The sequence below is a fragment of the Candidatus Planktophila sp. genome (assembly GCF_040402275.1).
Lineage (GTDB): Bacteria > Actinomycetota > Actinomycetes > Nanopelagicales > Nanopelagicaceae > Planktophila.
The window spans coordinates 41,900-54,493 of record NZ_JBBAMW010000001.1 but is presented as its reverse complement, the minus strand read 5'-3'; the positions used below and the strand labels follow the sequence as shown (position 1 = coordinate 54,493).

Below are 12,594 nucleotides of genomic sequence, written 5' to 3'. Positions count from 1 at the left end.
TAGCACTACAAACGGCAGGCGTGAATATCTGTAACTAGGATTCCTCGTGCGCCTAATGCCCACAGTTCGTCCATAACTTGATTTGTCTCTTTACGCAGAACCATGGCTCGCACTGCAACCCAGTCCTGCTTTTGTAGAGGAGAAATTGTTGGTGATTCAAGTCCAGGAGAAATCGCGCAGGCTTTCTCAACCAAGTCCTTAGCAATGTCGTAATCAAGCAAAACATAACGTCTTGCAGTGACTACACCTTGCAAGCGACGAATGAGGATCTCTAATTCGGCAGGAATCGTGGTGTTTCTACGTGAGATTACAATTGCCTCACTAGTTAAAATTGGTTCACCGAATATCTTTAGGCCAGCCTGTCGTAAAGTGTTTCCAGTACTGACAACGTCGGCGATTACATCTGCTACTCCCAAACGGACGCTACTTTCGACTGCGCCATCTAGTCGAACAATATGTGCCTTAATACCAAGGGCGGCAAGACTGTGTTCAACTAATCCAGGATAGGCAGTTGCAACACGCTTGCCGGCAATGTCTTGTACTGACCAATTCTTATCTGCAGGTGCAGCAAAGCGGAACGTTGATCCACCAAAATCCAATGACAAAATCTCATCGGCTTCTGCAGCTGAGTCAATCAGAAGATCTCGTCCAGTGATGCCTGCTTCTAACTCCCCTGAACCAACATAGACAGCGATATCACGCGGGCGCAAATAATAGAATTCAACACTGTTGTCGTTGTCAATTAGAACTAGATCGCGGGTATCAGTGCGTTGACGATAGCCAGCTTCTTTCAAAATTTGAATTGAACTTTCAGCTAAGGATCCCTTATTGGGCACGGCTATTCGCAACATTGATTTCTCCTAAAGAAACTTATAAACATCGTTGATTGATAGCCCACGTGCAAGCATCAATGTTTGCACGTGATAAATAAGCTGACTTATCTCTTCAGCCAAAGCCTCATCTGACTCATGTTCGGCTGCTAGCCAAACCTCGCCAGCTTCTTCCAGAATCTTCTTGCCGATACTGTGAACACCGGCCTCAATTGCTTCCACCGTGCCTGAACCTTCTGGACGAGTTAAAGCTTTTTCACTCAGCTCTGCCCATAGAGTTTCAAAGGTTTTCATGGGGTGAGTTTACTAGAGAGTTACTTGTTCCCGTGCGCAGTTGCGTACTCTCGCAATGTGACAACCATTGCTGCTGGATCTGGGGCGTTAAAGACCGCGCTACCGACTACGAATGTATCGGCTCCGGCGTCTAAAGCCATCTCAATCGTCTTCATCGATATTCCTCCATCCACTTGGAGCCAAATAGGACGATCTCCAATCATCTCTCGGGTTCGGCGAACCTTGTCCATCATGTTCTCCATAAAGCTTTGACCACCAAAACCTGGTTCAACCGTCATGATCAAAAACATGTCCACATCATCGATTACGAACTCATAGTCAGAAATGTCAGTATTCGGCTTGATACCCAAACTTGATCGCGCACCTGCTCTGCGGATGTTTTTCAATGTTTGCGGAATATTCAATGTCGCCTCAGCATGGATCGTTACCGAGGCACAACCAATCTCAGCATATTGCACAGCGATTTTATCAACATTGGCGACCATTAAATGGGCGTCGACAGCCAATACAGAGCTCTTAATTATCGAAGAAGCGGCCTCAAAGTCAAATGTAAAGTTAGGAACAAAAATATCATCCATAACATCTAAGTGCAGAAGATCAGACACATCTGCAATTCGTTTGATTTCTTGATCAATCTGTGAAAAGTCAGCATTCAAAATGCTGGGAGTAATTCGAATTTCACGGCCCATGCTCAGATCTTAACCAATCTCTTTTCGAAACAGCGCTAGGTACATCGCATCAGTGCCGTGTTTGTGTGTCCATAACGACATAGCGCCATCGCGAGTTGCACCCTGAAGGGATGGAGGTAGATATTCATCCACGACTATTTGTTGCAGTTCAGGATGCTTCTTTTTAATATCTGCTATTTGAATGCTCGTTTCAGCTAAATGCGGAGAACACGTTGCATACCCAAGAACTCCTCCTGGGTTGAGAGCTTGAACAGCAGAGTCGACTAGTTCACGTTGCAATTGGGTTAAAGCTCGCAAATCTTGCAAGGTTCGACGCCAGCGGACCTCGGGACGTCGTCGCAGCGCCCCCAACCCAGTGCATGGAGCATCAATTAAAATCGCATCGAACTTCTCAGCAGAGGTACCAATACTTCGTCCGTCTGAAACGAGTACGCGATCGCCATGAACAACTTGGCTAACTAACTCTGCCCGAGCAGCAGAAATTTCATTTGCTGTGAACCGAATATTTCGTTGCTTAGCAATACTTGATAGCAATGCGGCTTTTCCACCAGGCCCCGCACATAGATCTAACCAGCTCGTACCTGTTGCTGCACGTGCGAAAACGTCAGCTACGAGTTGAGAGCCTTCATCTTGCACACCGATCTTCCGTGCCTTGATCAAATCAAGAGCTCCAGGATTACCTTTCCAATGAGCTCCATATGGAGAAAAGTCCGTGGGTTCTCCCCCAATATCAATTAAATCTTGTTGAGTAGAAAAACCTGGCCAGGAAACTAAGGTCGGCGTTGCTGCTTCATTGTTTATTCGCAGCGCTGACTCAACCTGATCCCAGCTTTTCAAGAGATCGTGATAGGCAGAAACGATCCATTCTGGATGGGAGTATTTGATCGCAAGTCTCTCTATGGGATCACTAATTGTCTCCAATGGCACAAACCACTCCTCAATAGATTTGCGGGTAACACTGCGCAGAAGAGCATTCACAAAACTTGCTTTTGATTCACCAATTCGCTTTCGCGCAACCTCAACCGTAGCTGCGACTGCAGCGTGGTCTGGGATGCGCATCTCGTGTATTTGATGAACCCCTAGTCGACAAATATCTACTATTCCAGGGTCAACTTCAGACCACGGACGATCACTGATTTGAGACAGGACCCAATCATGCTTACCCTGCATTCGGATAGTGCCGTATAGAAGTTCGGTTACTAAGGAGCGATCCCGATCTTCTAGCTTGCTGGCATTTAAAGCCTGTGGCAAGAGCAGGTTTGAATAACCCTCATTACGATTTACTTCAGTCAATAGATCAAAAGCCAATAAGCGAGAAGCATCCGGCTTAGGTGACTTGAAGGTATTGCGTCGCGCCTCAACCAAAAATTTCACCACCGGTCAAACGTGCTCCCCGTGCCCAATCAATAGCATCCATCTCCTTCTTGCCAGCAGGAGTAACTCTTAAAATTTCCAGACCACCTAAACCAGTCCCGACGAAAACTGACTTATCAAGAACCAAAAGTTCACCAGGTTTACCAACTACTTCATCGGACGCTCTAACCGAAGAAATCTTGAAAGATTCTCCCTTCCACACAGTCCAAGCACCTGGTTCATAGGTAAAGGCCCGAATAGCATTTGCGATACGGGTGGCATCTTGCTCAAAGTCGATCTTTGTCTCAGCTTTGTTGATCTTTGGTGCAATTGATGCCACGCCTCTTTGTGCGTAAGTACTTTCGCCATTTTCTATCATTTCAAATGAACGCTTAACGACTTCTGGACCGAGTGCGGCCAGATGCGCAAGTAGTTCAAAACTCCTCCATGAGGGATCAATGTTGACTGATTGCTGGGCGAATACAGGCCCAGTGTCCATCCCTTTATCTAATTGAAACACCGTAACACCGGTTACCGTTTCGCCGTTGTGCAGCGCTCTTTGAGCAGGTGCTGCCCCTCTATATGCAGGAAGCAATGAAAAATGAAGATTTAGGAATCCTTTTTTCGGCAAAGACAAAATGTTTTCAGGCAGTAAAACACCGAAACCAATTGTTAACACTAAGTCCAAGTCCTCAATCTTTCCCACCAAATCCTTGGGAGTCCCAGGCTTCACGACTGGTATCTGATGGCTGAAAGCCCAATCTGCTACTACAGTTTGTTGCGGTACTTGACCCCGACCAGCAGGTCGATCTGGTTGAGTGATGATTATTGAAATTTCATGGCCAGATTGCAGTAACCAATTTAAGGTTGGTATTGCTACATCCGGAGTAGCAGCTACTCCGATACGCACTAAGAAATCCGTCCGAAGATTGTATGCGGTGAATCTTTAACCTGAAGAGCTCGACCTTGCTCGGAGGCAAGATTAAACCATTCTGACTCACGGATTTCCTTCATTGCCAATTTGCGATCCTCTGGGGATAACTTATCTATGAAAAGAATCCCATCTAAATGGTCTGTCTCATGCTGCAAAGCACGTGCTAAAAACTCTGAGCCTTCAACGGTGATTGGCTCCCCATACATATTAAAGCCCTTAGCAACGGCGCGCATTGCGCGAGGTGTTTGATATCGAATCTCCGGAAATGATAGACATCCCTCTTCGCCATCTTGCAGTTCATCGCTGAGAGTCAAGACTGGATTGATTAGATGCCCAAGTTCCTCATCCACATCCCATACAAATACCCGTAACGAAACACCGATTTGCGGAGCGGCTAATCCAGCCCCTGGAGAGTCAATCATTGTCTCTGTTAAATCTTGAACCAGTACGCGCAATTCCTTGTCAAAATCGACGACTAAAGAGGCAGGAGTTGTCAGCACCGGGTCCCCGAAGAATCGTATCTCTTGAATTGACATGGAGTTAGTCTACCAATTGATCACAGTGAATATGGTTCAACCCTAAGCGTAAAGAGTTCCTTCTTTGCAATACTTCTTCGCCGCTGCAGTTCATGAATAACATCTGTTAATGCCTTCGCATCCTTTTTGTCCGCATGTATGACTATTTTTACCTGGCCCTTAGATATCTCGGTGGGTCCGTAAATACTTGAGGATTGGGGTATGCGCCCATCAGTTAGGGCTTTCTTTAATCCACTAACGATCTGCATCCCGATGGATTGATCCATGACCAAAACCGCTGAAAATACTGAAGGTGGTAAGTGCAGCTCAGTCCGCTCACTCAATTCTCGCTTAATAAGTGGAGCAACATTCCATCTCGCAATAGCCGACACTATTGGATGTGAATCATCGATAACAAGAAGGACGACCCCGTCTGAAGAAATAAGTGATGAGGTTTCAAAGAAGAGTTCTCGAGCTCGCTCTTGTGTGCGTAGATCTGTGTGAGCAAAGAATCGCATTCCATCTAAAATGACAACAGCTGAATAACCTCCCTTAACGTGCGGTTGAGCGCCAGAGGTAGCCAGGACTAGAGCAGGCTTTGGATCTATACGATCCTTGATGACATCACCTGCTGAAATGACGACCGGAAACTTAGGGAATGCTCGTGAAATCTCCTCTGCAGCACGCTCGATTCCACGACCTGCTAAATACTGTTTATCTCGATTACAGAACGAGCACTTCCACCCTTGAAAAACTTTTCCGCAATGTACACATGATGGTGCCTTACCCTTTGCCGACACGGATAATCGTCCCCCGCACTCACATGCAGCTACATTCCTACAGTGTGAGCACAACAATGCATTTCCATAACCTTTGCGTGGAGCGATGAACAAAACAGGGCCGACTATTAGGGCTTTTTTGATATCTGAAAAAATTCGCCCAGGTAGTAAGGCACCCTCATTTGGCGTGAATGCTTTTACATTTACTGATTCTTTTGAATTAAGGTACATCACTTCACGTTTATCGATTAGATCAGACACCTCAATCGATGGACTAAAACCAGTTAGTACTAGCTTCAAGGCCTCTTGTTTGCATCGCATGAGCGCAACAGTTCTAGTGTTCCAGCCCGGGGATCTAATCTCGTAATGATCACTGGAAGATTCATTATGAACAATCACGGTAGTCAAGTTACTTATTGGTGCAAAGATTGCACTACGTGTTCCGACTACGATGCTATTGGCGCTATGCATAGCATCTAGGAAATTGCGATACCTATCTTCTCGAGGCAAGGCCGCGGTTAGTTTTATGGCTCGGAGATCCTGCTTGCCTAGGGCCTGGATGATCCGGTCAACATCCTTTTCATCAGGAGCAATAACTAATACTGATCCTGCCTCACAATTGCTTCGTACAAGCGAGACGATTTGCTCATGTGCCTCGACATATGGAGCCAGAGTTTGAAACTCAACTGTGTTCTTGGAAATGACTGATTGTTCCTGTTCATCGACTACGAAATTCTTCTCGACTGAAGCAACTCTTGGAGGAATCGCAGAGCGGATTACATCCCAAGGATTACAGGCATAATGTTGAGAAACAGAATCAATTAAAGACAAACTTTGAGTTGTGGCGATAGGCACAACAGATAAGACCTTAGTGATGCTTTTAAGATCGCCAGCTCTTTCCGGAGCCGCGACACGTTCCACAACGATCCCTTCAGTTTCGCGGTTGCCAAAGGGTAATTGCACTCGAACGCCTACCTGGATGAAATCGCTCAACTTTTCAGGAATCTGATAGTCATAGAGCTGATCTAAATGGAAAACCCCAGTATCAACTCTGACACGTGCAAATGGCAAAACCAAAGCTCTAGGCCCAGAAGATGCGGGTGCAACTTCAGCCTTTAATCGAAAGAGCTTCGGCGTTGCCACCGACTACTTGATTGCGTTTTGAAGCGCTGACACGCGATCGATTCGTTCCCATGAAAATTCAGGAAGTTCACGACCGAAGTGACCATATGCGCTTGTAAGGGAATAGATTGGACGAAGTAAATCAAGATCACGAATAATCGCCGCTGGTCGAAGATCAAAGACGGAAACAACAGCATCTTGAATCTTGGCAACAGGAACAGTTTCAGTGCCAAATGTTTCAACAAATACTCCAACAGGTTGTGCTTTTCCAATTGCATAAGCAACTTGCACTTCGCAACGACGTGCAAGACCTGCAGCAACAACGTTCTTTGCTACCCAACGCATCGCATATGCAGCTGATCGATCCACCTTTGATGGATCCTTACCGCTAAATGCTCCCCCGCCATGTCGAGCCATGCCACCGTAAGTGTCGACGATAATTTTGCGACCTGTTAAACCAGCATCTCCCATTGGACCACCTATAACGAAACGACCCGTTGGGTTAATCAAAGTACGCAGATCAGACTTAGGTAGATCAATTGTTGCCAAGATTGGATTGATTACATACTCAATAACCTCGGGCGTTAACTTCTTTACAACATCTACTTCCGCTGCATGTTGACTAGATATCACGACCGTATTGAGTGCGATCGCACGATCCCCGTCATACTCAATTGTTACTTGAGTTTTTCCATCCGGACGAAGATATGGCAGTGCGCCTGACTTACGGACCTTAGTTAGCTGCTGGGCAAGGGCATGGGCCAACCAAATTGGCAAAGGCATAAGTTCTTTAGTGTCATCACAAGCATATCCAAACATCAATCCTTGATCACCGGCACCCTGCAGATCTAGTGGATCTACTGCTGATGTGACTCGGTGTTCGTATGCGTCATCGACACCTTGAGAAATATCCTGAGATTGCTGACCAATCGAAATTGATACACCACAACTATTTCCATCAAAACCCTTATCAGATGAGTCATATCCGATATTTAATACAGTATCGCGAACGATGCCCATTACATCTGCGTATCCATCAGTAGTAACTTCACCAGCAACGTGCACTTGACCAGTTGTGATGAGTGTTTCAACCGCTACACGACTCTTCTTGTCCTGTGATAGCAATGAATCCAAAACTGCATCGGAGATTGCATCTGCGATCTTGTCTGGATGTCCTTCGGTTACTGATTCTGAGGAGAAAAGGCGCTTTGACATTTTTAACCTAACTGCCGGATGGCTTGATCAAGAAGTAAATTTCCGAGAGCGTCTTTGGAGACTTCCTTGACCGCTATATCCGCATCATTGCGTAAGAGAATGGTACCCATAGTTTGGTCCTGGCCAAAAATCGCCCCGCCAGTAACATCATTAACATAAATAAGATCTAAACCCTTTGCCTCAAGCTTTCTGCGAGCCTCTTGCAAGTGATCCTTGGTTTCAGCCGCAAATCCAATAACTATTTGATTCTTCTTCAACGATGCCACAGATGCCAACAGATCTGGATTTTCTTCTAATTCGATACTTCCCAAAAGAGCTTTCTTGATTTTTTCAAGGGAGAAATTCTTGGGTTTTGCATCAGCAACCGCCGCGCTCATGATCAAGATGTCACACGTGGCAAACTGCTCTAACAACACCTTGTGCATATCTGCAGCACTTTCAACATTAGACACCTCTATTCCCTCTAATGCAGATGTGTCGAAATTTGCAGCGATCACATGTACGTGCGCACCTCGGTTACGCGCAGCTAGCGCGATGGCTATTCCCTGCTTGCCTGAAGACTTGTTCCCTATAAAACGGACAGGGTCAATCGCTTCGCGTGTTCCACCCGCAGTTACTAAGACACGCTTTCCTTTGAGATCCTGAACATTGCCAGTCAATTCATCGAATCTTTCAATAATCGCTGGAACTTCAGGAAAACGACCTGGGCCTATATCTTTTCCGGTAAGTCGTCCCACATCAGGATCCATAATCAAGAAACCACGCGAACGTAGCGTTGCAACATTTGCTACCGTTGCAGGATCTAGCCACATCGATGGATGCATAGCTGGCACTAACATTTTTGGTACATCTGATGCCAATACTAAATTGGTTAAGAGATCATCGGCGCGACCAGCAGCAAGGCGAGCTATGAGATCTGCCGTTGCAGGTGCAATCACAAAGAAATTCGCAGATTCAGCCAGTGCAATATGAGGAACGGTATGAACGTTCTCCCATACCTGTGTGTTTACGGGACGACCCGATAAAGCTTCCCATGTTGCTTTTCCGACAAAGTTCAGAGAGGAAGGCGTTGGAACCACAGTAATTAAATAACCGCGATCTTGAAGACGCCGCAGCAACTCACAGGACTTATATGCAGCAATTCCACCACCAACGCCGAGTACAACTTCACGGCCGACTAGTGACATCTGAAAGGTTTTAAGCTGTTGGCTCGAGGTTTTCGATTGTAAGAAGACCTTCATTGATTTCGCGAAGAGCGATTGAAAGAGGCTTCTCGTGCACATGTGTTTCAACTAGAGGTCCTACGTATTCAAGTAGTCCTTCTCCGAGTTGAGAGTAGTAAGCGTTGATCTGACGAGCGCGCTTTGCAGCATACAAAACTAAGCTGTACTTAGAACCGCTCTTGTCTAGAAGTTCGTCAATCGGTGGATTTGTGATTCCATCCATGGTTTACCCCGCTTCATTGATCAATACTGAATTAATAACTACCTATTAATTATGGGCTAACTCTATCAGTTTCTCGACCACGCTATCGACCTGGTCATTTACGAGGACTACATCGAAAAACGATGCTGCTACAAGCTCTTCTTGGGCTAATTGCAGCCGTTCAGCCCTTCTTTCAGGGCCATCAGTTCCTCGACCTTCAAGCCGAGCGACTAACTCCTCCCACGTGGGAGGCTCAAGAAAGACAAGAACAGATTGCGGCAAATGTGATTTAACTTGTTTCGCTCCTGCAATTTCAATTTCCAACAAAACATTCCTACCCAACAATAATGCTTGTTCAACCTTTTCTTGGGGAGTGCCGTATCGGTTACCAGCAAACTCTGCCCATTCCAAGAACTCATCAGCCTTGATCATTCGAGTAAATTCATCATCACTTACAAAAAAGTAATCCTTACCTTCAATTTCGGTACTCCGGGGTTTCCTAGTTGTTGCACTAATGCTTACCCAAAAATCTCCGGCCTCCCGTAACTTCTTGGCTACAGTACTTTTTCCGACGCCGCCCGGACCAGACAGAACAAGAAGCTTGCCGGCTTTGATCGCATGATCTGACTTCATAAACTCCTCCCGCAACTGCTTTATCTGGAGACGCCCTAGTCCCTGAACTCTACGGGTTGGAGAGATGTTCAAACGCTCCATAAGTGACAGTGCTCGCACTTTTCCAACACCAGACAAGGACTCCAACAGCTCTTTGACTCTCATTTTTGCTATTGCATCTTCAGTCTTTGCAATTTCTAGAATTACATCGATAGAAAACTCACCATTTTTAATCTTGTTCTTTACCTCAGCACGGCGTTTTCTAGAAGTCGCAGCTTTGAGCAGTGCTTCTTGGCGTTGCTCGGGTGTTAACTGCGGTGGTGATCCCATGCGATAAATCTAGCCTTTAATCTAGATAAGTTCGGATGCGATGTGAGCGGCGCGATCACGCATCGCCCCAGCACCTAGGTTCCAGCTTTGGGTAATTGGACGTCCGATCACAACCAGGTTGGCTCCAATGGCGATGGCCGCCTTTGGAGTCGTGGTGCGAACTTGATCATCGCTCGCGACAGATTCTGCCGGACGAACTCCTGGCGTAATAATGATCGGAGTAGGACCTATGGCAGCACGGATAGCGGCGATCTCCAAAGGTGAGCACACTATTGCTCCCGCACCGGCTGCTACAGCAATGTTGGCTAAACCAACCGCTGAATCAAGAGCATTGTTTTTGAATCCAATCTGTGACACGTCATCTTCTGACAATGAGGTCAGAATCGTAACTCCCGTTACATGTGTTTTTGGAGATGCATCAACTGCGGCCTTAATCATTGCGGCACCACCCGATGCATGCACCGTTAAAAATCGTGGCGCGAGATTCGAAACAGCTTTAGCGGCGCCACTTACTGTGTGCGGGATGTCGTGGAGCTTCAAATCTAAGAAAATATCCGAATCAGTTACGTCCTGAATTGCTTTCACACCATCAATGCCGAAAGTCAAAAAGAACTCTAAACCCAGTTTGAATACTGCAACGTAATCCTGCGTTGCTTTGACCCATTCAATAGCTGTTGCCAGTTTGGGTGTGTCGACTGCTAAAACTATCGGTGCTTTAGGCATTGACCTGCTCCGTTTCAGGTCTATGTGCGTACCCAATAGCTTGCTTAAGCGAAGTAAATCCTCGATCTATCAACAATTGCTTGAGTTCATTTTGAATCTTCATGATCGCAGTTGGGTTACCGAAGGTAGCTGTACCAATAGACACACCACTTGCTCCAGCCAAGATCATCTCTAAAGCATCTTTCCCGCTTGCTACTCCGCCCATCCCCAAAATAGGAACGTGCGGAAGAGCAGCGTGCACTTGATAAACAGCGCGAACCGCAATAGGTCGAATAGCTGGTCCGGACAATCCACCAGTCTTGCCACCTAAATGTGGACGCATGGTGTCAACATTGATAACCATTCCAAGGACAGTATTAATGAGCGCTAGTCCGTCAGCTCCTGCATCAACAACACCACGTGCGATGGACACTAAATCTGTGACATCAGGTGACAACTTTGCAATTATGGGTAGTTCTCCCCCGATTGTTCGTCTTACTCCATCAATAACGCGACGGGAAGCTTCAGGATCGCAGGCGAAGACTAGGCCACGGTTTTCAACGTTCGGACACGAGATATTAACTTCGATTGCACTGATACCAGATACAGAGCGAAGCTTTCTGGCAAGAGTTGAATACTCTTCAACCGTTTCGCCAGCAATCGAAACGATTACACGTGCTTTCTGTTCAATTAAGTAAGGAATATCTTTCGCAATGAAGGCATCTATGCCAGGACCTTGCAGACCAATTGAATTGAGCATGCCACTGGGAGTTTCAGCCATACGTGGCGTTGAGCGACCAGCACGCTCCTTAGACATCACAGACTTTGTAACAACTCCGCCCATTTCACGCAAAGGGAAAAATTGCGCCAACTCACGACCTGAACTTGCGCATCCACTAGCGGTGAAAGTTGGTGCAGGAAACCACGTGTTTCCAATTGTCGTAGAGAAATCTAAACTACTCATAATTGCTTACCGACCAGGCTCCACTGAACTTTAGATCCATCCATAACAGGACCATCGATGCAGGAACGAAGCATCGAAATCTTTCCATCCGCATTTTCAACTGGTAGGACACATGTCATGCACACTCCGATACCACAGGCCATGGCTTCTTCAACTGCGCATTGATGGACAACGGAGAGTGAATCAGTGATTTTTGTTATCGCAGACAACATCGCCATTGGTCCACATGAATACACAACAGCAACATCTAAATCCTTAATTATTTCAGATATTGGGTCGGTAACTCTGCCGGTCTGCCCCATGGAGCCATCTTCGGTATAGATTCGCATTGAATTAACCGCCCGCTTACCCTCCATGGGTGCATAAATCTTCGACGCGGTACTTGCTCCAAGCAACATGTCTACCCGACAGCCACGAGCGTTTAGCACCTCTGCTAAACCAAACAAGGGAGCTGATCCATAACCGCCACCAACTAGTAACACAGGCACAGGCTCTGTTGGAATTCCAAAAGCTGTTCCAAGAGGGGCAACAATGTCGAGGACTACACCTTCACCTTGCGCACATAGCCACTTACTTCCTTGACCATGCGCCGCAGCAATGATCTCCATCGTGCCACCAAATGTAGCGTTAACAGCAACACGAGAAATAGCAAAAGCACGGCGCAAGATCATGCTGGATGAGTCACCACCAACATTGATAGCCACAAAGTTTCCTGGCTTACACAGCGAAGCAAGATCACCAACGTTAATAATTATTTGATGGTACTGACCTACTTTTTTATTGCTCACTATGGGAGCGAGTAGTTGCTGCGCGTTTTTGTTTATCTGCGA

At 46.4% G+C, this 12,594-nt stretch carries 14 protein-coding genes; all 14 read right to left on the bottom strand.

Going from position 1 to position 12,594, the window contains the following annotated elements; translation table 11 throughout:
* Positions 1-5: 5 nt before the first annotated feature.
* Genes hisG through AC9UEY_RS00235 form a run of 14 tightly spaced genes read right to left on the bottom strand, consistent with a single transcriptional unit; the run spans position 6 to position 12,552 of the window.
* The gene (hisG, locus tag AC9UEY_RS00300) at positions 6-851 is read right to left on the bottom strand and encodes an ATP phosphoribosyltransferase (RefSeq protein ID WP_509536240.1); all 846 of its coding nucleotides are present in this window, start codon (positions 849-851) and stop codon (positions 6-8) included.
* A 9-nt stretch (positions 852-860) separates the two neighbouring features.
* On the bottom strand, positions 861-1,124 hold the full coding sequence (locus AC9UEY_RS00295) for a phosphoribosyl-ATP diphosphatase (RefSeq protein ID WP_509536238.1): 264 nt from the start codon (positions 1,122-1,124) through the stop codon (positions 861-863).
* A gap of 20 nt (positions 1,125-1,144) precedes the next feature.
* Positions 1,145-1,813, bottom strand: a complete 669-nt coding sequence (gene rpe, locus AC9UEY_RS00290) for a ribulose-phosphate 3-epimerase (RefSeq protein WP_509536236.1) — start codon at positions 1,811-1,813, stop codon at positions 1,145-1,147.
* 9 nt (positions 1,814-1,822) lie between these two features.
* The gene (locus tag AC9UEY_RS00285) at positions 1,823-3,190 is read right to left on the bottom strand and encodes an RsmB/NOP family class I SAM-dependent RNA methyltransferase (protein ID WP_509536234.1); all 1,368 of its coding nucleotides are present in this window, start codon (positions 3,188-3,190) and stop codon (positions 1,823-1,825) included.
* Positions 3,171-4,076 carry a methionyl-tRNA formyltransferase gene (locus tag AC9UEY_RS00280; protein ID WP_509536232.1) on the bottom strand — a complete coding sequence of 302 codons (906 nt, stop codon included), beginning with the start codon at positions 4,074-4,076 and terminating at the stop codon, positions 3,171-3,173. The genes AC9UEY_RS00285 and AC9UEY_RS00280 overlap by 20 nt, the downstream gene beginning before the upstream one ends.
* Complete coding sequence (gene def / locus AC9UEY_RS00275) at positions 4,076-4,636, bottom strand: peptide deformylase (RefSeq protein ID WP_509536230.1); 561 nt, start codon at positions 4,634-4,636, stop codon at positions 4,076-4,078. Before def ends, AC9UEY_RS00280 begins: the two co-directional genes overlap by 1 nt.
* Before the next feature lie 20 nt (positions 4,637-4,656).
* Positions 4,657-6,537, bottom strand: coding sequence for a primosomal protein N' family DNA-binding protein (locus tag AC9UEY_RS00270; protein WP_509536228.1), 1,881 nt, complete (start codon positions 6,535-6,537; stop codon positions 4,657-4,659).
* Positions 6,538-6,540: 3 nt separating this feature from the next.
* Positions 6,541-7,731: a methionine adenosyltransferase gene (gene metK / locus AC9UEY_RS00265; protein ID WP_509536226.1), complete on the bottom strand. Its 1,191-nt coding sequence runs from the start codon at positions 7,729-7,731 to the stop codon at positions 6,541-6,543.
* Between the two features lie 2 nt (positions 7,732-7,733).
* Complete coding sequence (gene coaBC, locus AC9UEY_RS00260; RefSeq protein ID WP_509536224.1) at positions 7,734-8,918, bottom strand: bifunctional phosphopantothenoylcysteine decarboxylase/phosphopantothenate--cysteine ligase CoaBC; 1,185 nt, start codon at positions 8,916-8,918, stop codon at positions 7,734-7,736.
* 10 nt (positions 8,919-8,928) lie between these two features.
* Positions 8,929-9,177, bottom strand: coding sequence for a DNA-directed RNA polymerase subunit omega (gene rpoZ / locus AC9UEY_RS00255; protein WP_018207237.1), 249 nt, complete (start codon positions 9,175-9,177; stop codon positions 8,929-8,931).
* Positions 9,178-9,222: 45 nt separating this feature from the next.
* Entirely contained in the window at positions 9,223-10,098 is an 876-nt protein-coding gene (gene gmk / locus AC9UEY_RS00250) for a guanylate kinase (protein WP_509536222.1), read from the bottom strand.
* 21 nt (positions 10,099-10,119) lie between these two features.
* The gene (gene pyrF / locus AC9UEY_RS00245; protein ID WP_509536220.1) at positions 10,120-10,821 is read right to left on the bottom strand and encodes an orotidine-5'-phosphate decarboxylase; all 702 of its coding nucleotides are present in this window, start codon (positions 10,819-10,821) and stop codon (positions 10,120-10,122) included.
* The gene (locus AC9UEY_RS00240; protein ID WP_509536218.1) at positions 10,814-11,764 is read right to left on the bottom strand and encodes a dihydroorotate dehydrogenase; all 951 of its coding nucleotides are present in this window, start codon (positions 11,762-11,764) and stop codon (positions 10,814-10,816) included. Before AC9UEY_RS00240 ends, pyrF begins: the two co-directional genes overlap by 8 nt.
* On the bottom strand, positions 11,761-12,552 hold the full coding sequence (locus AC9UEY_RS00235; RefSeq protein WP_509536216.1) for an iron-sulfur cluster-binding protein: 792 nt from the start codon (positions 12,550-12,552) through the stop codon (positions 11,761-11,763). The genes AC9UEY_RS00240 and AC9UEY_RS00235 overlap by 4 nt, the downstream gene beginning before the upstream one ends.
* Between the last annotated feature and the right edge of the window lie 42 nt (positions 12,553-12,594).

Coding starts and splice junctions, on each gene's coding strand:
- AC9UEY_RS00240 (WP_509536218.1), bottom strand. CDS start 11,764: ATGAGTAGTTTAGATTTCTCTACGACAATTGGAAACACGTGGTTTCCT.
- rpoZ (WP_018207237.1), bottom strand. CDS start 9,177: ATGGATGGAATCACAAATCCACCGATTGACGAACTTCTAGACAAGAGC.
- AC9UEY_RS00295 (WP_509536238.1), bottom strand. CDS start 1,124: ATGAAAACCTTTGAAACTCTATGGGCAGAGCTGAGTGAAAAAGCTTTA.
- hisG (WP_509536240.1), bottom strand. CDS start 851: ATGTTGCGAATAGCCGTGCCCAATAAGGGATCCTTAGCTGAAAGTTCA.
- def (WP_509536230.1), bottom strand. CDS start 4,636: ATGTCAATTCAAGAGATACGATTCTTCGGGGACCCGGTGCTGACAACT.
- rpe (WP_509536236.1), bottom strand. CDS start 1,813: ATGGGCCGTGAAATTCGAATTACTCCCAGCATTTTGAATGCTGACTTT.
- coaBC (WP_509536224.1), bottom strand. CDS start 8,918: ATGTCACTAGTCGGCCGTGAAGTTGTACTCGGCGTTGGTGGTGGAATT.
- gmk (WP_509536222.1), bottom strand. CDS start 10,098: ATGGGATCACCACCGCAGTTAACACCCGAGCAACGCCAAGAAGCACTG.
- pyrF (WP_509536220.1), bottom strand. CDS start 10,821: ATGCCTAAAGCACCGATAGTTTTAGCAGTCGACACACCCAAACTGGCA.
- metK (WP_509536226.1), bottom strand. CDS start 7,731: ATGTCAAAGCGCCTTTTCTCCTCAGAATCAGTAACCGAAGGACATCCA.